General features: G+C 69.8%; 20 protein-coding genes, 1 tRNA gene and 1 other RNA gene. 12 read left to right on the forward strand and 10 right to left on the reverse strand.

Annotated elements, in window-relative coordinates; all coding sequences use genetic code 11:
* The 3 genes from A9X00_RS17190 to ffs form a co-directional block, all read right to left on the reverse strand.
* Positions 1-1,047, reverse strand: a 1,047-nt coding sequence (locus A9X00_RS17190; RefSeq protein ID WP_156772143.1) for a DNA polymerase III subunits gamma/tau, incomplete at its 3' end; no start/stop codon positions are given.
* 127 nt (positions 1,048-1,174) lie between these two features.
* Positions 1,175-2,467 carry an aminotransferase class I/II-fold pyridoxal phosphate-dependent enzyme gene (locus A9X00_RS17195; RefSeq protein ID WP_156772144.1) on the reverse strand — a complete coding sequence of 431 codons (1,293 nt, stop codon included), beginning with the start codon at positions 2,465-2,467 and terminating at the stop codon, positions 1,175-1,177.
* A gap of 51 nt (positions 2,468-2,518) precedes the next feature.
* Positions 2,519-2,615: signal recognition particle sRNA small type (ffs, locus tag A9X00_RS17200), an RNA gene on the reverse strand.
* A 67-nt stretch (positions 2,616-2,682) separates the two neighbouring features.
* Between ffs and A9X00_RS17205 the strand changes: the two genes are divergently transcribed.
* Both A9X00_RS17205 and A9X00_RS17210 read left to right on the forward strand, forming a co-directional pair.
* Positions 2,683-2,771: transfer RNA gene (locus A9X00_RS17205), tRNA-Ser, on the forward strand.
* Between the two features lie 114 nt (positions 2,772-2,885).
* Positions 2,886-3,647, forward strand: a complete 762-nt coding sequence (locus A9X00_RS17210) for a hypothetical protein (RefSeq protein WP_067155784.1) — start codon at positions 2,886-2,888, stop codon at positions 3,645-3,647.
* Position 3,648: 1 nt separating this feature from the next.
* On the opposite strand, the gene A9X00_RS17215 is transcribed toward A9X00_RS17210, so the two are convergent.
* Both A9X00_RS17215 and A9X00_RS17220 read right to left on the reverse strand, forming a co-directional pair.
* The gene (locus A9X00_RS17215) at positions 3,649-4,389 is read right to left on the reverse strand and encodes an enoyl-CoA hydratase/isomerase family protein (RefSeq protein WP_067155787.1); all 741 of its coding nucleotides are present in this window, start codon (positions 4,387-4,389) and stop codon (positions 3,649-3,651) included.
* Complete coding sequence (locus A9X00_RS17220; RefSeq protein ID WP_067155790.1) at positions 4,386-4,760, reverse strand: hypothetical protein; 375 nt, start codon at positions 4,758-4,760, stop codon at positions 4,386-4,388. Before A9X00_RS17220 ends, A9X00_RS17215 begins: the two co-directional genes overlap by 4 nt.
* A 118-nt stretch (positions 4,761-4,878) precedes the next feature.
* Between A9X00_RS17220 and A9X00_RS17225 the strand changes: the two genes are divergently transcribed.
* The 3 genes from A9X00_RS17225 to A9X00_RS17235 all read left to right on the forward strand — a co-directional run bounded on the left by A9X00_RS17225 (position 4,879) and on the right by A9X00_RS17235 (position 8,563).
* The gene (locus tag A9X00_RS17225; RefSeq protein ID WP_197515197.1) at positions 4,879-5,385 is read left to right on the forward strand and encodes a lipoprotein LpqH; all 507 of its coding nucleotides are present in this window, start codon (positions 4,879-4,881) and stop codon (positions 5,383-5,385) included.
* A gap of 95 nt (positions 5,386-5,480) precedes the next feature.
* Complete coding sequence (locus tag A9X00_RS17230; protein ID WP_067155795.1) at positions 5,481-7,217, forward strand: hypothetical protein; 1,737 nt, start codon at positions 5,481-5,483, stop codon at positions 7,215-7,217.
* Positions 7,214-8,563, forward strand: coding sequence for a CHAT domain-containing protein (locus A9X00_RS17235; RefSeq protein ID WP_067155798.1), 1,350 nt, complete (start codon positions 7,214-7,216; stop codon positions 8,561-8,563). Before A9X00_RS17230 ends, A9X00_RS17235 begins: the two co-directional genes overlap by 4 nt.
* A 5-nt stretch (positions 8,564-8,568) precedes the next feature.
* Here A9X00_RS17235 and A9X00_RS17240 read toward each other — a convergent pair whose 3' ends face one another.
* Positions 8,569-8,868, reverse strand: a complete 300-nt coding sequence (locus A9X00_RS17240) for a hypothetical protein (protein ID WP_232006867.1) — start codon at positions 8,866-8,868, stop codon at positions 8,569-8,571.
* A gap of 98 nt (positions 8,869-8,966) precedes the next feature.
* Here A9X00_RS17240 and A9X00_RS17245 point away from each other — a divergent pair, with 98 nt between their 5' ends.
* The 3 genes from A9X00_RS17245 to A9X00_RS17255 are packed head-to-tail and all read left to right on the forward strand — an operon-like array spanning position 8,967 to position 12,509.
* Positions 8,967-10,286, forward strand: coding sequence for a hypothetical protein (locus A9X00_RS17245; protein ID WP_067155804.1), 1,320 nt, complete (start codon positions 8,967-8,969; stop codon positions 10,284-10,286).
* Positions 10,283-11,416 (forward strand): hypothetical protein, encoded by a 1,134-nt coding sequence (locus tag A9X00_RS17250; protein WP_067155807.1) that lies wholly within the window; start codon positions 10,283-10,285, stop codon positions 11,414-11,416. The genes A9X00_RS17245 and A9X00_RS17250 overlap by 4 nt, the downstream gene beginning before the upstream one ends.
* 37 nt (positions 11,417-11,453) lie before the next feature.
* Complete coding sequence (locus A9X00_RS17255) at positions 11,454-12,509, forward strand: dihydrodipicolinate reductase (RefSeq protein ID WP_067155810.1); 1,056 nt, start codon at positions 11,454-11,456, stop codon at positions 12,507-12,509.
* 11 nt (positions 12,510-12,520) lie between these two features.
* Here the strand turns inward: A9X00_RS17255 and A9X00_RS17260 are convergent, their stop codons facing one another.
* Together A9X00_RS17260 and A9X00_RS31390 are read right to left on the reverse strand one after the other, a co-directional pair.
* A complete protein-coding gene (locus tag A9X00_RS17260) occupies positions 12,521-13,816 on the reverse strand; it encodes a serine hydrolase domain-containing protein (protein ID WP_067155812.1) in 1,296 nt (431 codons plus the stop codon).
* Positions 13,817-13,858: 42 nt separating this feature from the next.
* Entirely contained in the window at positions 13,859-14,011 is a 153-nt protein-coding gene (locus A9X00_RS31390) for a hypothetical protein (RefSeq protein WP_197515195.1), read from the reverse strand.
* Between the two features lie 107 nt (positions 14,012-14,118).
* Between A9X00_RS31390 and A9X00_RS17265 the strand changes: the two genes are divergently transcribed.
* From A9X00_RS17265 to A9X00_RS17280, 4 genes are all read left to right on the forward strand, one after another.
* Positions 14,119-14,292, forward strand: coding sequence for a CsbD family protein (locus A9X00_RS17265; protein ID WP_067155815.1), 174 nt, complete (start codon positions 14,119-14,121; stop codon positions 14,290-14,292).
* Between the two features lie 117 nt (positions 14,293-14,409).
* Entirely contained in the window at positions 14,410-15,111 is a 702-nt protein-coding gene (locus A9X00_RS17270; protein ID WP_067155818.1) for a cutinase family protein, read from the forward strand.
* A gap of 19 nt (positions 15,112-15,130) precedes the next feature.
* Positions 15,131-16,117, forward strand: coding sequence for an SDR family NAD(P)-dependent oxidoreductase (locus A9X00_RS17275; protein WP_067155821.1), 987 nt, complete (start codon positions 15,131-15,133; stop codon positions 16,115-16,117).
* Positions 16,118-16,206: 89 nt separating this feature from the next.
* Positions 16,207-17,370: a zinc-binding dehydrogenase gene (locus A9X00_RS17280; RefSeq protein ID WP_067155824.1), complete on the forward strand. Its 1,164-nt coding sequence runs from the start codon at positions 16,207-16,209 to the stop codon at positions 17,368-17,370.
* Here A9X00_RS17280 and A9X00_RS17285 read toward each other — a convergent pair.
* Together A9X00_RS17285 and A9X00_RS17290 are read right to left on the reverse strand one after the other, a co-directional pair.
* Positions 17,354-17,740, reverse strand: a complete 387-nt coding sequence (locus tag A9X00_RS17285; RefSeq protein ID WP_067155827.1) for a PPOX class F420-dependent oxidoreductase — start codon at positions 17,738-17,740, stop codon at positions 17,354-17,356. The two genes, A9X00_RS17280 and A9X00_RS17285, sit on opposite strands and share 17 nt — an antisense overlap.
* A 12-nt stretch (positions 17,741-17,752) precedes the next feature.
* Positions 17,753-18,457 (reverse strand): SDR family NAD(P)-dependent oxidoreductase, encoded by a 705-nt coding sequence (locus A9X00_RS17290; protein WP_067155913.1) that lies wholly within the window; start codon positions 18,455-18,457, stop codon positions 17,753-17,755.
* Positions 18,458-18,578 lie beyond the last annotated feature (121 nt).

Consider the following 18,578-nt stretch of genomic DNA (forward strand, 5'->3'; position numbering starts at 1 on the left):
CGGCGCCGTCGCGCCGCGCATCTCGCCCAGCCCGGCCTGCACGACCTCGGCGTAGCGGGTCAGCGTCGCCGGGCCGATGCGCGCCGCCTGCTCGCGCATCCGGTCCAGCACGTCCTCGGGCGCGTCCACCACGCCGCGGCTCACGGCATCCGGAACCGCTTGCAGCACAATGAGATCGCGGAAGCGCTCCAGCAGGTCGGTGGCGAAGCGGCGCGGGTCGTGCCCGGCGTCGATCACCGATTCGACGGCGCCGAACAACGCGGCGGCATCCGCGGCGGCCAGCGCGTCGACGGCGTCGTCGATCAGGGCGACGTCGGTGGCGCCCAGCAGGCCCAGCGCCCGCTGATACGTCACGTGATTTCCCTCGGCTCCGGCCAGCAACTGATCGAGCACCGACAGCGTGTCGCGCGGCGAACCCCCGCCGGCGCGGATCACCAGCGGATACACCGCGTCGTCGACGACGACGCCCTCCTGCTCGCAGATCCGCCCGACCAGCGCCCGCATGGTCTTCGGCGGCAGCAGCCGGAACGGGTAGTGGTGGGTGCGCGACCGGATCGTCGGCAGCACCTTCTCCGGCTCGGTGGTGGCGAAGATGAAGATGAGGTGCTCCGGCGGTTCCTCCACGATCTTGAGCAGCGCGTTGAACCCGGCCGTCGTCACCATGTGCGCCTCGTCGACGATGAACACCCGGTAGCGCGACTGCGCGGGGGCGTAGAACGCGCGGTCGCGCAGCTCGCGCGTGTCGTCCACACCGCCGTGGCTGGCGGCGTCGAGCTCCACCACGTCGATGCTGCCCGGCGCGTTGGGTGCCAGCGCAACGCAGGACTCGCACACCCCGCACGGGGTGGCCGTCGGGCCCTGCGCACAGTTCAACGACCGGGCCAGGATGCGCGCCGACGACGTCTTCCCGCAGCCGCGCGGCCCGGAAAACAAGTAGGCGTGGTTGATTCGGCCGGCCTCCAGGGCGATGGACAGCGGCTCGGTGACGTGCTCCTGCCCCACTACTTCGGCGAAGGTTGCCGGTCGGTATTTGCGGTAGAGGGCCACGGTCAGCAGGCTACCGGCGCGGGCTGACTGAAGCCCGGGCGGCGTCGAGTGTGCATGGGCGGCTTTCGGTGTGAACGTGCGGCGGGAATTCGTCGGCTTTTCCGCCCTGGGCGCACAGGGAAAGCCGTCAGCTCACACTCGACGGAGAGGACGCCAGCAGGGACTCGGAGGCCGCCAGCAGCGCGCACGTCGCCAGCCCGTCGACCGCGTCGCGCAGGTCCGGCAGCGACGGGAACGTCGGCGCGATCCGGATGTTCTTGTCCTCGGGATCCTTGCGGTACGGGAACGACGCGCCCGCCTCGGTCACCGCGATGCCCGCGTCCTTGGCCAGGGCGACGGTCCGCCGCGCCGTGCCGGGCAGCACGTCGAGGCTGATGAAATAGCCGCCCTTGGGGTCGGTCCAGGAGGCGATCTTCGAGTCGCTCAGCCGCTGGTCCAGGATCTCGAGCGTCAGCGCGAACTTGGGCGCCAGGATCTGCTGGTGGCGGTGCATCTGCAGGCGCACGCCGTCGGCGTCGCCGAAGAAGCGCAGGTGCCGCAGCTGGTTGACCTTGTCCGGGCCGATCGACTTCTTGCCCGCGTACTGCAGGTACCAGGCGATGTTGCCCAGCGAGCCGCCCAGGAAGCTGACCCCGGCGCCGGCGAAGGTGATCTTCGAGGTGGACGCGAAGACGTACGGCCGGTTCGGGTTGCCGGCCGTCGCCGCCAGGCCCAGCACGTCGACCTGGCGGATGAAGTCGTGCGTGAGGGTGTGCACCGCGTACGCGTTGTCCCAGAACAGCCGGAAGTCGGGCGCCGCCGTGCGCATCTGCACCAGCCGGCGAACCGTCTCCCAGGAATAGGTGATGCCGGTCGGGTTGCCGAACACGGGCACCGCCCACATCCCCTTGATCGCGGGGTCGACGGCGACCAGCTCCTCGATGAGGTCGACGTCCGGCCCGTCGTGCAGCATCGGGACCGGGATCATGTCGATGCCCATGGTCTCGGTGATGGCGAAGTGGCGGTCGTAGCCCGGCACGGGGCACAGGAATTTGACGGCCGGCTCGTCCTTCCAGGGCCGCGGCGAGTCGACCCCGCCGTACAGCATCGAGAAGGCGACCAGGTCGTGCATCAGCTCCAGGCTGGAGTTGTTGCCCGCGATCAGGTTCTGCACCGGGATGCCGAGCAGCTCGCCGAAGATGGCCCGCAGTTCGGGCAGGCCGTGCAGGCCGCCGTAGTTACGGGTGTCGGTGCCCTCGGCGTCGCGGTAGTCGTCGCCGGGCAGGCTCAGCAGCGGGTTGGACAGGTCGAGCTGCTCGGCGGATGGTTTGCCGCGCGTCAGGTCCAGGGCGAGCTTCTTGGCCTGCAGCTCCGCGTAGTCCCGCTGGTTGCGCGCGTGCACCGCGGCCAGCTCGTCAGGGCTGAGGGAATCGAAAGACACCATGGGCCCTTTCGCTGTCGAACGTTGGATTCGAGGTCCGCCACACATCGGACATAGGGGACCCCGCGCACCCGACAGAGCCCATTGACCCTTGCTGCCTTCCGGCCCTGGGGGAGTTCACAGGATAGACGCCGCGCGGGGTCCTCCGGCGAGTCTAATACCCAAGCCCACGACAACCGGCAGCGACCGCGCGCCGCTCGGTTACCATGGCCCACGGAGGATTCGCCTAGTGGCCTATGGCGCTCGCCTGGAACGCGGGTTGGGTTAACAGCCCTCGCGGGTTCAAATCCCGCATCCTCCGCCACCGGTCGGCCTCGGTTGAGGCGCGACCACGCACGGGGTTGTTTGGAATCGTTCTGAACGGCCTTTAGGCTGGCGTACCGGGCCGACACGGCCCCGCACCAGCATGAGGAGGCGTATGGGGCGCAAGGTCGCCATACCGTGGCACGCGTCGTTTTCGATCGCTGCCGGCGTCCTCTACTTCTTTTTCGTGCTGCCCCGCTGGCCTGAACTGATGGGCGACACCACGCATTCGCTGGGGACGACGCTTCGGATCGTGACGGGTGCACTGGTGGCCCTGGCCGCCCTGCCGGTGGTGTTCACCCAGTTGCGGACCCGGAAGCCGGAATTGGGAACACCCCAGCTGGCCCTGTCGATCAGGCTCTGGTCGATCGTGGCCCACGTGCTTTCCGGCGTGCTCATCATCGGCACGGCGATTAGCGAGATCTGGCTCAGCCTGGACCACGCCGGGCGGTGGCTGTTCGCGGTCTACGGGGCCGCCGCCGCGATCGGCGTGATCGGGATCTTCGCGTTCTACCTGTCGTTTATCGCCGAGCTGCCGCCGCCTCCGCCGAAACCGATCAAGCCGAAGAAGGCCAAGCAGCCCAAGAAGCGGGGCCTGCGCCGCAAGAAGGCGGACGAGGCCGAAGCCACCGAAGCCGAAGCCACCGAAGAGTCCGAAGAGCCCGCAGAAACCGACGAACCGGACAAGGCCGAAGAGCCTGTCGAGGCCAGCGCCGAGGCCGAGACGGAAGCCGAACCGGCCGCCGAAGAAGCCGACGAAGCCGAAAAACCTGCCGACGAGCCGCGGGGCGGATTGCAGAACCGCCGGCCGACCGGCAAGGGCTCACACCGGATGCGGCGCAGGCGCACCCGCGGCGGCGTCGCGCTCGACGAGTAATTCAGCGGCGCCGAAGGCTCTCGACGTAGGCGGCGATGCGCCGCTGCGTCTCGCCCGAGCCCCACAGCTGGCGCACCTCGCTGTCCACCAGGGCGCCCTCACGCATCCGGGCCAGGGTCGGGGCCCGCAGCTGCGCCTTCGTATGCCGGTAGGCGTCGGTCGGGACGCCGCCCAGGTCGGCGGCCTCCGCCACCGCCGCCCCGACGAGATCGTCGGCCACGACGCGGTGGGCCAGCCGGTTGGCGACGGCTTCCTCGCCCCGGTACACACCGCCGCCGAGCGCCACCTCCTCGGCACGGTCCCCGCACGCGTAGCGCAGCACCTCGAGCGCGGCGACCGGAAACGCCACTCCGACCCGGACCTCGGTCGCCCCGATCTGGGCTTCCGGGCCGATCAGCCGGCGGTCGCAGGCGCAGGCCAGCACGCACCCGCCGGCGATGGCGGCCCCGTTGATCGCGGCCACCGTCGGGCCCGGGTAACAGAACAACGCCTCGAACGCCTCGGACAGCGCCGGGATCAGCCGGTCGGTGTAGGAAGCACCGCCGTCCACCACGCGGTTGAGTTCGACCCCGGCGCTGAACGCGCGACCGGCGCCGGTGACCACCAGCGCGGGCGCACCGGCGTGCTGCAGCTCGCCCAGGGCGTCCGTCAGCTCCCTGAGCAACTCGACGTCGAGGGCGTTGACGCGCCCGGAGGAAATGGTCAGGAGCCGGACCGCGCCGGCGTCTTCGATCTCGATCACGATGACACGATGACGACGGGGATGTCGGTGTTCTCGTCGGTGTGATAGCTCGCGCACACCCGGTGGTAGCCGTCGGCGATCTGCAGTGGGACACCCGCCGTGAAGTCGCCGCGGACCAGCAGAATCGGTGACAACGCCTGCCCTTTCTTGATCTTGGACAGGTCCGCGGCGACGTGCGGGTTGTCGTCGGGAAGCAGCCTCAGCTGCGCCGCCCGCAGGATGTCCTTGGCCTTCTTGTGGCTGACGACTCCGGACTTCAGCTTTTCGGCCAACTCGTTGGCGGTGCCCGGCTCCGCGAGCAAGGCGAGGTAGTCGGCGGCCGCCGGGAAGTCGTGCGCCTCAGGCTGTTCCAGCCACTTCACGCTCGCCATTGCGCGTCTCCCTTCGTGGGCGTGTCGAGGCAGCCTACCGGGTGACCGCCGAAATTGGGATCGGTAGCGAGGCGGCCCGTCTGTACTTGCGCCCATGACGACGCCACTCGGGCGGCGCATGAAGGAAGGAACTGCAGTGAAACGTCTTCTCGTGGGAGCGATTGGAACCCTCGGCGTCGCCTCTGCGCTGGTGGGCTGCTCGAGCGGGGGCCAGTCAGCCAGCCCCGCGTCGAGCGCGGCGCCCAGTGCCTCCACCGGCACCGGCACCAACGCGCAGGTCAAGGTCGGCGGCACCGACCTGCCCGGCCTGAACCCGTCCGCGGTGACCTGCGTCAGGACCGGCGGCAAGATCGACATCGGCAGCGGCACCACCAGTGGCCCCCAGCAGGCGCTGGCCGTGGTGATGACCGACGCGAACCCCCCGGCGGTTGAGTCGCTGGCGCTCTTTGTCGACGGCAACGCCTTGTCGGTCAGCAACGGCATGGGCGCCAAGGTCGGCTCGGCCAACGTGGCGGTGGACGGCAAGACGTACACCATCACCGGCCAGGCTCAGGGCGCCGACATGAAGAACCCGATGGCCGGGATGATCACCAAGGACTTCAGCATCAAGGTGACCTGCGGTTGATCGACCGAACGCCGAGGCGGCGGGCGGACCCTCACTCACACGCCCGCCGCTTCGGTTTCTCGCCACGTTCACGGCGTCGGACTTATGATGCAGCCGTGTCGATCCCCGGCGACTTGGAGAACGCGCGACGGTTGGCGTTCGCCGCCGACGAAACCCGGGCGCGGGATCTGCTGCTGTCGCTGGTGCCGCGGATCGAGCGGGAAGACCGGGACGATCTGATGCTCGAAGCCCTCGCGCAGCTCGGTGAGATCTACCTGGCGCGCGGGGCGAATGACGGAGTGCGCGAGTCTATCCGGCGCATCCGCGACTGCCTGGCCATCTATTCCGGGATCGCCGCCGGCGACATGCCGGAGGCCGCCGAACAGGTGCGGATGTCCGATGCCGAGGTGGCGCACATGATCGCGCGGTACTCGCGGCGGGCGCAGTTTCTGGAAACGGGCCTGGCCGCGGCCGTAGGCGATCACGAGGGCGCCGCGGCGGCGCTGGCGGCGCTGTCGGACACCGGCCCCGAGAGCGATCTTGCCGACCTCGCCGACGAGCACGACTACCTCGTCACCCACGCCCAAATGCTGTGCGCGAGCGCCCTCTGCGACGACGACCTGCACGTGCAGTCGGTTCCGTTGTGGGAGCAGGTGCTGGCCGCGCTGCAGGATCCGGACCGCCTGAGCAGTGACAGCCCATTCGGCGACTATCTGCGGGTGGCCGCGGCCACCGAGTACGGCAGGTTCTGCGTCGAGACCGGTCGGCTGGCCGAGGCGGAACCCTGGCTGCGCCGCGCGGGGGCCCGGGCGCAAGCGAACGGCTGGGAACTGGCAACGGCCAGAACACAATTGGAGCGCGCGGTGGCCTGCTGGTTGTCGGCCGACCACGACGGCACCGAGAAACTTGTCTCGGAGGCCTACCCGGTCATCGCGCGCTATGACCGGGCCCACGACGTGGCTCGCTGCTGGCTGTACATGGGATTCACCCGGTTGGGATCTGGCGCCCTGCAGGCGGCCGACGAGTGCTGGGAGCACGCCGAGCGGCACTGGCGCGAACTCGGGAAGCCGCTGTACCTGCACCGTATTCTGTTGCAACGCAGCTGGATCGCCATCTTCTGGAGCAAGTTTGCCGACGCGGTCGAGCTGATCGCCCAGGCGCGGGAGCTGCTCGACTCCTCGCCGCGCAGCAGTTGGCTGCAATACGCCCAGCTCGACAACCACCTAGGCACCGTGTGGCGCGCGGATGCGTTGGCGGACCTCGGTTTCGACAGCTCGGGCGATCCCGACGAGACGCTGGAGGAAACCGAGGCGCGGCAGGCCGAGGGGCTGGGCATCCTCAAGGGCGAGATCGGCACCCCGGAATACTGGCGCGGCATGAGCAAGCTGGAACAGGCCGCCGAGCTCAAGGTGCCGGCCGCGCTCGCGGTCGACTCGGTGCGGTATTCGATCGCCGACGCCGATGCGAGATCGCGCTGGGCGACCAGCGTTTCGGCGCCGATCCTGGCCGGCGCCTTCGCCGTCGCGTGGGAGTGGGAGAACACCGAGCTGATCAGTGAGCTGGTCGAATACCACAGCGCCCGAGGGACTTTCGACATGGAGCCGGAGCGCGCCAAGATCGGCGAGTGGGCGTCCATGGCCACCCCGTCGGTGCTCATCGAGGACGGCGAAGCGCTGGCCGCGGCGGGCCCGCCGGCGCGGGGTGGCCGTTCGCTCACGCGGTTGGGCCCGCTGCCGCCGCTGCAGATGCAGCCGGATGCCGCGCCGATCCTGAGCCACTACCGCGAACTGGCGTTGCAGCGCTACGGCCGCGAGGTCACCGCCGGTGAACCCGCCTGGTCCACCTGGCCATGAGTGATACGGGCCGGCCGACTCTGGTCCTGCGCTTCGCCGACGTCGGGATCGTCACCTACGGGAGCTTGCGGATCGTCGGGCAGCCGGCCAAAACCGTCAACTCGGTGATCGAGGATCCGATCCTGCTGGCCGCCCTGCAGGAACTGGCCGGTGCCCTACCGGAGCCCAACGGCACCGAAAGCCGCCGCGACGCCATCGAGCGGGCCCTGACGACGGGTCCCTTCGCGGCGCCGGACACCGAGCTGACGCTGGCCTACATCCTCGGGGTGCTGCTCATCGGCGCGCCCGGTTGGCAGCTGCTGACGGAGTGCGTGGCCACCCCGCGCGCGGTGTTGTTCGTCTCGCCCAGCGCCCGGTTGGCCCGCGTCCCGTGGGGCCTGCTGGCCGTGCCGAAATCGGGGCCGAGCAAGGAAGAGCTCGTGCGCGCCCGCCAGGACGCCATCACCTCCAGCGGCCGGGTGGCCGCCCAGATCCCTTGGCAGCTCGACGATATCGGCGCCCGCACCGACGGGCATCGGCTGATGGAACTGGTCGACGTGCTGATGGCGGTACCGCCCAACATCGTCCACTCGCCGCGGGCGCCGGCCGGCTGGGAGGCCCGCCGGGACGGGCCGCCGGTGCTGGTCCTCGATCCCCGGGTGCCCGGGCAGCGCCCGGACTCCGACCTCGGCTCGGTGCTCGGCAGGCCGGCGGCGGAAACGCAATTGGCCCAACACTTTGCCGGGCTGATGCGCCGCCGGCCGGTGCTGCCGGAGGTCGACGACGCGGTCGAGCTGTTCCGCCGACAGGACGCCGACCGCGTCTGGCTGGCCAAGCAGCTGGCGCGATCCCCGAGCCGGCTCGTGTATGTCGGCCACGCCAGTTCGGCACACGGCCAGGCCGACCGCGCGGCGCTGCACCTGGCCTGCACGGCGGAGGTTCCCGGGGACGCCGAGCCCATCGGCGATCATCGCCCGCTGACCGCGTCGGACCTGATGTCCATGCAACTGCCCCTCCCCCCGCGGGTCGCCCTGCTGGCGTGCGGATCGGGCGGGGACTATCAGTTCGACGAGGCGACCGGCCTGGTGGCGGCGATGGTCCTGGGCGGCGCCGAGTTGGTGAGCGCCACCTTGTGGTCGCTGCCCACGTCCGCGGCCTATCGACGGTTCGCGGGCGCCGACGCGGCGGCCGACCCGATGGCCGATGTCGTTGTCGCCGTGGACGACGCGCACGAGGGCGCCGACGCCGGGTGTGCGGTGAACCGTTGGCAGCGCGCGCAGATGCGCCGCTGGCGTGACGGGGAGATCACCGCCAGCCCGCTCTATTGGGCCGCCATGGTCAGTTTCGCGGTGGACGGCGCGCGCTAGCGCACTCAGATCGACGCCAGCCAGGACGCGTTGACGGCCATCACATCGTCGGGCAGCGAAAGCTCCTCGCGGGCAGCGGGATCGAACGCCACCAGGACGACCAGGCCGGGCCGCAGCATCGACACGTCCGCGTCGCCGTCACAGCACGCCAGTTTCCCGACGAACGTCTCGCCGGACACGGCCACCACCTCGACGAAAACGTGGCGCTCGTCGCCGACGTTGCGCACGGTGCCGACTCCGACGGTGGGTCCCGCCGCGCTCCGGCGCGGCGCGAACAGGCCCTGGATGGCCCCCAACAGCAGCATGATCAGCTTCTTCATGCCACCAGGCTCTAATGGCCAAACGGCTACCGAACCCAACTTTTCGGCTACGGATATCGTTGCGAAGCCCCTATCCTGTCGGGATGAGCGCGGATTCGCAGGTTGCGACTGTCGTCGCCGCGGGCCACCCACGCCGGTCGGTGATCGAGGCGGCGTGGCGCGCGATCGGACCCGGCGTCGAGGTGCTCAGCAGCGACGACGGCGGCCCCCTGAGCCGGACCGTCAAGCGCATCATCGACCCCCTGGTGCTGCGGCTGCGATCCAACCCGCAGTATTCGGCCCCCGTCGTCGCACCGGAGACCGCCGCGGCGATGCACGAGCTGATCGTCGGGAGCGCCCGCGAACTGCGTTCCGCCGCAGCGTGGTTCGACACCCTCAAGCTCGAGCGCCGCAGGCAGCGGATTCGCACCGGCAACGCCCAGGAGTTGTACTTCCCGGTGTGCTTCGAGCTCGCGGTGACGAAAGGCCCACCGGCGCCACAAGATAGCGAAACGGCGGCGGCGGTGCTCACCGACATCCACCAGGGCCGCGACCGCACCGCGATCGAGGTGCTGCACCAATACGTGGCCGACCCCGACGTCGTGGCCGCCCTGGCCGCGCAGCTCGACCGCAGCTGGCGCGACGTGCGGGCGGGCGACACGGTCACCGGTCCGTTCCTGGCGGAGCTCGGCACGGTGCTGGGGCCGGCCAACAGCCACCGCGCCGCGGCCGCCCGGCAACGGGTCTGGTCGACCGTGATCGCCGACGCCACGCCGTACAACCTGGGCGCCCTGGCCCGGGTCGAGGCGGCCGAGCTGCCGTGGTCGATCGTCGGGCTGGGCTTGAGTTCGGTTCAGCCGCAACGGCAACCCCCGATCGCGGGCGGCTCGGACAGCGATCGCCCGCTGGATCGAACCGTAGTGGACCGGGTGCGCGCCACGCTGCGCCGCGCGCTGGACCGCGACGCGCTGCCCGACATCCCGCTGCTGTGCGAGGAGGAGGTCGACCGCGCCGCGGCGCCCTGGGGGCTGCTGTCCGAGGACAAGCAGGCCACCCTGGTGGCCGGCATCGAGATCGCCGTCGAGCTGGCGCCGCTGGACCCCTCGGTGTCCAGCCGCTACGCGCTGGCGGCCCAGATCCAGGCCCGGCTGCGCAAGGAGGCCTACGTGCTGCACGCCCGGCGCTACCTCGCCGAGGGCGGCCCCATCCATCCGCGCCAGCGGCAGGTGGTCGACGACCTCGCCGCGTACGCCCAGCCCTACCTGAGCCGGCTGTGGGCGCGGCTGCACGGGCGCGACGTCTGGCAGGAGCCGTGCGACGACGTCGACGAGGTGCGCTCCCTGCTGGAGGGCGTCGCGCGGTCGGTGAGCCTCGACCACCGCCAACGCATCAAGGCGATGCTGGAATTGCAGGTGGCCGGATGAGACTGGTCGCCGATGCCGGACTGTGGAGCACCGGTCCCGCCACCGCGGATTCGCCGCTGGCTGCGGTGCTGGAGGTCAGCGGCGGCGTGCTGTCGTGGACGATCGATGACCCACCCGGCGACGGGTCGGCCCGCATCACCTTCACCGATTTGTCCCGCGCCGACTGGCTTTGGCGGGTCCTGGGCGAAGCCGGACACGTCGCACTCGCCACCGCGGTCGACGGTGCGCAAGATGAGCCGCACGGCATCGAACTCGCCGGGGTCGACATCGTGCCCGGCTCGGTCGACCCGCTGCGGCGGCTCGCGATCGGGCATTGGCTGCGGCGGTGGTGGCCGGCCAGCCGCGTCGAGGGCATCGCGGGCCTCGATCGCGCGCTGCTCGACGTCGAGGTCGCGCTGCTGACCTCCGGGGCGCAGGGCTTCTTCACCGACGACACCCTCGATTCCGACGTGGTGGGGCTGCTGGCACCGCATGCCGCCGCCCTGATCGCGCACCTGCGCGGCGGCGATCCGCGGATACGCGATCTGGTGCGGGCCGGCGCGGGGCTCGCCGACGAGGTCGGCGTGGACGACGGCTGGGCGGAATTGTATGAGGCGCTGGATGATCCGAGCGTGGAGCTCAGCGCGCCGAGCGGGCACCGCGACGACTATGCGCTGGCCGCGGGCGCGGACGCGGCTCCCCGCGGCGCCGTCCCGATCGCGCGGGGAGTCGCGTCCATCGGCTGGGCCGCGGTTCCGTCCGGAATCTTCGACGCGGGCGAGGACACGGTCGACTGGACCGTGCAGATGGCCGACGCGGCGGTGGTCGCGGTCGTGCGGGCGGCCGTCATCGGACCCGACCCGGCCACCGGCATCGCGGTGCGACTGCGATCGGGTGCCGTCAGCGGCAGCGGCGCCCTGGACGCCCACGGCGGCGCGATCCTCCCCCTGGTCGACGGCCAGCAGCTCCCGGTGACGGAAGCGGCGGCCTGGGACCACGATTGGTCGGCGACGTCGGTGATCGTCGGCACCGGGTTGTCGGAGGATCGCGAAACCCGGGAGCGGGTTCGCCGGTGGGCCAGGGCGCGGCTGGACCGGCCGCCGCACGACGCGTTCCTGGCCGAGATCCTGGCCGGCGAATCCGACTACTGACCTTTGCGGCGGCGACCCGGCTCCCTATGCTGAGCGAGTGCCAAACAACTATCGCGTCGTTCAGTGGAACACCGGAAACGTGGGCAAGAGCTCGCTGCAGTCGATCGCCGACAACCCCATGCTCGAACTGGTGGGCTGCTACGCCTGGTCACCGGACAAGGTCGGCCGCGACGCCGGCGACCTCGTCGGCATTGCGCCGCTGGGCGTCGCCGCCACCAACGACATCGACGAGCTGCTCGCCCTGAAACCCGACTGCGTCGTCTACAACCCCATGTGGATCAACGTCGACGAGCTGGTCCGCATCCTGTCCGCGGGCGTCAACGTGGTGACGACGGCGTCGTTCATCACCGGAGCGAACCTGGGCGAGGGCCGCGACCGGATCGTCGACGCCTGCCAGAAGGGCGGGTCGACGATGTTCGGCTCCGGGGTGAGCCCGGGCTTCGCCGAGCTGCTGGCCATCGTCTCGGCGATGGTGTGCAACCGGATCGACAAAGTGTCGGTCATCGAGGCGGCAGACACCACGTTCTACGACTCGCCGGACACCGAGAGGCCGGTGGGCTTCGGCCAGCCGATCGACCACCCCGAGTTGGCGGACATGGCCCGACAGGGGACGGCCATCTTCGGCGAGGCGGTGCGCCTGGTGGCGGACGCGCTCGGCGTCGAACTCGACGCGGTCCGTTGCGTGGCCGAATTCGCCCAGACCACAGCCGATCTAGAGATGGCGTCCTGGACCATCCCGGCGGGATGCGTCGCGGGCGTCTACATCAGCTGGCAGGGCGTCGTCGGCGACAAGACGTTGATCGACCTCAATGTCCGGTGGCGCAAGGGGCAGACGCTCGAGCCCGACTGGAAGATCGACCAGGACGGCTGGGTCATCCAGATCGACGGGCAGCCAACGGTGACAACCAAGGTCGGCTTCCTGCCGCCTCCGTATTTTCAGGCCGAGACGATCGCGGACTTTATGACGCTCGGCCACATCATGACGGCGCTGCCCGCCATCAACGCGATTCCGGCGGTCGTCGCCGCGCCGCCCGGCATCGTCACCTACACCGATCTGCCGCTCACGCTTCCCAAAGGCTTCGCCAAGGTGTAATCGGCGAAAGGCTAACCCCCGCCGGACGCCACCGCCGCCCGGCGCCGGGCGGCCTTGTAGGGCGCGCCGAACCGCGGCACCTCCAGCGGGCCCTGATGGCGGGCGGCCTCGATGGCGTTGCGCAGCGGGCCGGCAAGGCCCGCAAACGATCCCATGTCGAAGAGCAACGGCGTCAGCAGCCGGTTGTGCACGAAGCCGAAGGCGCTGCCGGACTCGGGGTCGGCCCAGCCGAGGGTTCCACCCAGACCCACGTGACCGAAACCCTTCAGCAGGCCCGGCACCGGCGACTCGTGGTAGCCCAGGTGAAATGGCATGGGCACCACCATGTTTGCGTCGGGCCACTTGCGTTGCGGCTGCCCCGCCAGCCCGCGCGCCAACTCCTCGGACAGATACTTCTTGCCGTCGATCCGGCCGTCGTTGGCCAGCGCGGCGTACATCTTGGCCAGCCCGCGGCCGGTCACCACGCCGTTGGCCGCCGGCACCTCGCCGTCCAGGAATTCGGTGTCGCCCTTGATCAGCGATATGACGCCGGGAAAGTACATCGCCCCCAGCGTGCCCGAGAACGGCAGGCCCGCCAGCTTCGGCGCGATGAAGTTGAACACCGGGGCGCGCAGCCTTCCCTGCGGTATCAGGATCTGGGCCGCCCGGGTCGGCGCTCCTTCGGGCGGGCGGCCGAGGTGCAGGCCGTCGGTGTTGAGCGGGCGCGCGATTTCCTGGCGGATCAGCTCCCGCATGCCCTTGCCCGTCACCGCCCGGGCCAGACCGGAGAGCAGCCATCCGTAGGTCAGCGCGTGGTAGGCCTGCACGCCGCGCAGGTGGTCGACGGGCGCGGCGGCCAGGCGCTCCTCCATGAGCGCGTGGTCCATCAGCTCGGTCTTGGTGACGCCCCGCAGGTGCGACAACCCCGAGCGGTGCCGCAACACGTCGCGGACGGTGATGTCGGCCTTCCCGTTGGCCGCGAATTCGGGCCAGTATTCGGCGACCGGGTCGTCATAGGACAGCAGGCCGCGGTCGGCCAGTCGGTGGATCACGGTCGACGCGACGCCCTTGGTCGCCGAGAACACCATTGCACCCGTGTCGGGGGTCCAGCGCTCGGTGCCCGCCCGGTCCGACCACCCCGTCCAGACGTCGACGACGGGCACGCCGTCGATGTAGACGGCCAGTGCCCCGCCGCCGAAGCGGCGGCCGAAGAACAGTCGGGCGAAGATGCCGATGACGTTGGCGAAATGGGGGTCGGCGGCGCCGGACACACCGCGGGGCAAGCCGTCGTCGGTCACCAGCAGGGTCGATCCCCTGCGCGATGCCATCACGGGATCAAGCTATCAGCCGGCAAATGCGCTGAACACAGCTCATTCCGGGGGGCGGACGGGATGGTCCCCGGGCGGTTGGTCGGGCGGCGGGGCGTTCAACCACTTCCTGAGCCGGAAAAGCTGATTGACCACGATGCCGATGCCCAACAACATCAAGGTTGCCACGATCGCCACCACCACTGCGGTGCCCACAACGTCCAGAATGACACGCGAGGTCCATCATGACAGGCGAGGTCCATCATGACAGGCCCGGCGACCTGCGGTTTCGATATGGCCCGCGGCTGGGTAGCCACAAACCCATGAGCGCTACAGACAAGGCAAAGAACAAGATCGATGATCTCGGCGGCCGGGCGAAGGAAGCCATCGGCCGGGCCACCGGCGATGACCGGACCAGGGACGAGGGCCGGGCCGACCGGGCCAAGTCGAGCCTGAAGGATGCCGGCGAGAAGGTCAAAGACGCCTTCAAGAGGTAGTTGATCGTCTGGACCCAGCGGGTCCGCCGACAGGAAGGGCGGCCCGCTGGTTAATTCGCGCCAGGGCGGCAATCCAGAGCGGACCTGGCGTCGAATATCACGTAAAGCACACCGACAATGCGAAGGTCTACGAACATGCGCCGATTCACGACATCCCTGGGAGTCGCGGCCGCGTCGGCCGCCTTTGCACTGTTGGGCGCCCCCGCCCCGGGCGTGTCGGCCGATCCGTGCCCTGACGTAGAGGTGGTGTTCGCCCGCGGTTCCGGTGAACCGCCCGGCGTCGGCGGCGTCGGCGGGTCGTTCGTCGACGCGTTGCGCGGTCAGATCGGCGGCCGGACGCTCGGGGTTTATCCGGTGAATTACCCCGCCAGCACCGACTTTGGCAACAGCGACTTCCCGCTGACCGTCATCGACGGCATCCGTGACGCGGGTTCGCACATCGAGTCGATGGCGGCGAACTGCCCCAAGACCCGCGAGGTCCTGGGCGGCTATTCCCAGGGCGCGGCCGTCGCCGGTTTCGTGACGTCGGCCTCCGTGCCGCCGGGCGTGCCGGCCAATGCGGTACCCAAGCCCATGCCGCCGGACGTCGCCAACCATGTCGCCGCGGTCACGCTGTTCGGCACACCGTCGGGTCCGTGGCTGCAAAAGTACGGCGCGCCGGTGATCGCCATCGGTCCGCTGTATCAGCCCAAGACCCTTGAGCTGTGCGCGCCCGGGGACGGGATCTGCGGCGACGGCAACGACGCCTTCGCGCACGTGTCCTATTCGGTGAACGGGATGACGAGCCAAGCGGCCACCTACGCCGCGAGCCATCTGTAGCCCCGTGCAGAATCGCAGCATGCATGTTCTGGTCACGGGCGGCACGGGATTCGTCGGCGGTTGGACCGCCAAGGCCATCGCAGACGCCGGGCACACCATCCGGTTCCTGGTGCGAAACCCCGATCGACTGAAGACATCCGTCGCCAAGTTGGGCGTCGACGTGTCGGACTTCGCCGTCGGCGACATCACCGATCGCGTTTCGGTGCGCGAGGCGCTGCGCGGCTGCGACGCCGTCGTGCACAGCGCCGCCCTGGTGGCGACCGACCCGCGCCAAACCCACGAGATGCTGACGACGAACATGCAGGGCGCGCAGAACGTCCTCGGCCAGTCCGTCGAGCTGGGACTGGACCCGATCATTCACGTGTCGAGCTTCACCGCGCTTTTTCATCCGGGCCTGGAGACGCTCACCGCGGACCTGCCGGTCGTCGGTGGGGCGGACGGGTATGGAACGTCCAAGGCTCAGGTGGAAATCTATGCGCGCGGGCTGCAGGACGCGGGCGCGCCGGTCAACATCACCTATCCCGGGATGGTCCTCGGCCCCCCGGCCGGCGATCAGTTCGGGGAAGCCGGCGAGGGCGTCAAGGCCGCGGTGCAGATGCACGCGATCCCCGGGCGTAGCGCGGCGTGGCTGATCGTCGACGTCCGCGATCTGGCCGCGCTGCACACCGCCCTGTTGGAGCCCGGACGCGGGCCGCGCCGCTACACCGCTGGCGGGCATCGGGTTCCGGTGGCCGAGCTCGCGTCCATGCTCGGCGAGGTCGCCGGGACCACGATGGTCGCCGTTCCCATCCCGGACTCCGCGCTGCGCGTGGCCGGGGCGGTGCTGGACCGCGCGGGCCGGTTCCTCCCCTTCGAGACGCCCTTCACGTCGGCGGGGATGCAGTACTACACGCAGATGCCGGCGTCGGACGACTCGCCCAGCGAGCAAGAGCTCGGCATCACCTATCGGGACCCGCGCGACACCGTGGCCGACACGTTCGAGGCCCTGCGTAGCGCCGGCTCCTAGGGCCCCGCGAAAGTGCAACTACCAACGGGTCCACTCGGGAAACGCGTCGCCCATTGCACTTTCGCGATCGGCCGAGGACTATCCCAAGCATGAAGAGCGTCACGTGCACCAACGGAAAGCTCGAAGTCGTCGACCAGCCGACCCCGGTGCCGGGCAAGGGCCAGTTGCTGATCGAGGTGCTGCGGTGCGGCATCTGCGGATCCGATCTGCATGCGCGCCACCACTGCGACGAACTCGCCGACGTGATGGCCGAATCCGGCTATGACGCGTTCATGCGGTCGGATCAGCACGTCGTGTTCGGCCACGAATTCTGCGGCGAGGTACTCGATTACGGGCCCGGCACCCGCAAGGCCCCGCGGACCGGCACCCGGGTGGTCGCCCTGCCGCTGCTGCGCCGCGGCAAGGAGGTGCACGGCATCGGGCTGTCGACGATGGCGCCGGGCGCCTACGCCGAGCAACTCCTCGTCGAGCAGTCGCTGACGTTGCCCGTCCCCAGCGGCCTGGCATCCGAGGTCGCCGCCCTGACCGAGCCGATGGCCGTCGGCTGGCACGCCGTGCGGCGCGGCGAGGTCGGCAAGGGTGACGTCGCGATCGTAATCGGCTGCGGGCCAATCGGTCTCGCGGTGATCTGCATGCTCAAGGCGCACGGCGTGCGCACCGTGATCGCAAGCGACTTCTCGGCGGGCCGCCGCGCGCTGGCGACGGCCTGCGGGGCCGACACCGTCGTCGATCCCGCGCAGGACTCGCCGTACACGACGGACGCGAGCGGCAAGCACCTGCAGGGCATCCTCGAGGCGTTCGATCTGGCGGTCGGCACCATCGAAAAGCTGCAACGGCTGCGGCTGCCCTGGTGGCACTTCTGGCGGGCCGCCGAAGCCGCCGGCGCCGCGACGCCGAAACACCCCGTCATCTTCGAATGTGTCGGCGTTCCAGGCATTATCGACGGCATCATCGCGGGCGCGCCGCTGTTCTCGCGCATCGTAGTGGTCGGCGTCTGCATGGGTTCGGACCACATCCGCCCGGCGATGGCGATCAACAAGGAGACCGACCTTCGGTTCGTGCTCGGCTACACCCCGCTGGAGTTCCGCGACACGCTGCACATGCTCGCGGACGGCAAGGTCAACGTCGCCCCGCTGATCACCGGGACGGTCGGGCTGCCCGGAGTCGAGGCCGCGTTCGACGCGCTCGGCGACCCGGAGGCGCACGCGAAGATCCTCATCGACCCCAAGAGCGACGCTACGCAGCCGGGGTGATCTCCAGGCCGACGTGCACCTTGTCGATGCCGCCGCGCACGATCGAGTGCGCGTAGAACCACCAGGCGTGATACCAGTACCGCTTGAGCACGGCGTTGTAGACGTGCCGCGTCTCCGACTTCGGCAGGACCCGGGCGACGCCTTCGACCGCCGCGCCCTTCGGCTTGCCCAACGCCGTGCTGCGCGCGAGCGTCACCCGGGGCGTGTTGCGGATCCGCCTGACCTTCCACGACCCGTCGTCGGTGATGACGAGGAGCTTGCCGCCCTCGGGAACGCCCCAGATCGCCGTCGGCTTGGGGCGGCCATCCTTGGTGAAGGTGGTCAGGAGCAGGTACTTGGACTTGATCACGTCCTGAAAGCTGGGAGCCACACCTCATGCTTATCAGGTGTTTCGTCCGCCGTTGACCCCTAATATCTGGCCGGTGATGTAGCTGGCCTCCTCGGACACGAAGAACGCGCACGCCGCGGCGATGTCCTCGGGCCGGCCCACCCGGCGCACCGGGGTGCGCGCGATGTGGTCCTCGACGGTGCCGCCGAGCAGGTGGCGACTCTCGGCGCTGCGCAACATCGGGGTGTCGATGAACCCCGGCGGCACCGCGTTGACGGTGATGCCGCTCGGACCGTATTCGAGCGCAAGCGACTTGGTCAGGCCGTTGACCGCGGACTTGGCCGCCACATAGTGGGCCATGAAGGGCTGGCCGGAATGGGCGCTCGACGAGGAGATGTTGACGATGCGCCCCCATCCCGCCTCGACCATGTCGGGAAGCACGGCCTGAATGGTGTGGAACACCCCGTTCAGGTTGACGTCGACGACCTTCGACCACGCCTCGAAGGACAGGTCGAGGAATTTCTTGAAACCTTCCACGCCGGCGGCGTTGACCAGGACCAGGATCGGGCCGAGCGCCTCGCGGATGGCCCCGAGCGCCGCGTCGACCTGCGCGCGGTCGGTGACGTCGGCGACGTAACCGAACCCGTCGTCGGTGGGCGACAGGTCGATGACCGCCACCCGAAACCCGTCGCCGCGCAACCGCTCCGCGATCGCGCGGCCAATCCCGGAGGCCCCGCCGGTCACCACCGCCGTCTTCACCCGCGCCACCCACCTTCCTGAGCGATCGCCCAGCACGTGGGCTCGACATTGCCTATCACCCTTTCGCGAAGTCGGTCAAGTGGCCCGACTCTTCCCACGGCGGCCGGTTGATTTTTGGCGA

The sequence above is a fragment of the Mycobacterium sp. 1245805.9 genome, assembly GCF_001672915.1.
Classification (GTDB): domain Bacteria; phylum Actinomycetota; class Actinomycetes; order Mycobacteriales; family Mycobacteriaceae; genus Mycobacterium.

Excerpts from the sequence above, each read along its gene's own strand:
- A9X00_RS17210 (WP_067155784.1), top strand. The coding sequence starts at position 2,886 with ATGGGGCGCAAGGTCGCCATACCGTGGCACGCGTCGTTTTCGATCGCT.
- A9X00_RS17220 (WP_067155790.1), bottom strand. The coding sequence starts at position 4,760 with ATGGCGAGCGTGAAGTGGCTGGAACAGCCTGAGGCGCACGACTTCCCG.
- A9X00_RS17225 (WP_197515197.1), top strand. The coding sequence starts at position 4,879 with ATGAAGGAAGGAACTGCAGTGAAACGTCTTCTCGTGGGAGCGATTGGA.
- A9X00_RS17235 (WP_067155798.1), top strand. The coding sequence starts at position 7,214 with ATGAGTGATACGGGCCGGCCGACTCTGGTCCTGCGCTTCGCCGACGTC.
- A9X00_RS17240 (WP_232006867.1), bottom strand. The coding sequence starts at position 8,868 with ATGCTGCTGTTGGGGGCCATCCAGGGCCTGTTCGCGCCGCGCCGGAGC.
- A9X00_RS17245 (WP_067155804.1), top strand. The coding sequence starts at position 8,967 with ATGAGCGCGGATTCGCAGGTTGCGACTGTCGTCGCCGCGGGCCACCCA.
- A9X00_RS17250 (WP_067155807.1), top strand. The coding sequence starts at position 10,283 with ATGAGACTGGTCGCCGATGCCGGACTGTGGAGCACCGGTCCCGCCACC.
- A9X00_RS17260 (WP_067155812.1), bottom strand. The coding sequence starts at position 13,816 with ATGGCATCGCGCAGGGGATCGACCCTGCTGGTGACCGACGACGGCTTG.
- A9X00_RS17265 (WP_067155815.1), top strand. The coding sequence starts at position 14,119 with ATGAGCGCTACAGACAAGGCAAAGAACAAGATCGATGATCTCGGCGGC.
- A9X00_RS17270 (WP_067155818.1), top strand. The coding sequence starts at position 14,410 with ATGCGAAGGTCTACGAACATGCGCCGATTCACGACATCCCTGGGAGTC.
- A9X00_RS17275 (WP_067155821.1), top strand. The coding sequence starts at position 15,131 with ATGCATGTTCTGGTCACGGGCGGCACGGGATTCGTCGGCGGTTGGACC.
- A9X00_RS17280 (WP_067155824.1), top strand. The coding sequence starts at position 16,207 with ATGAAGAGCGTCACGTGCACCAACGGAAAGCTCGAAGTCGTCGACCAG.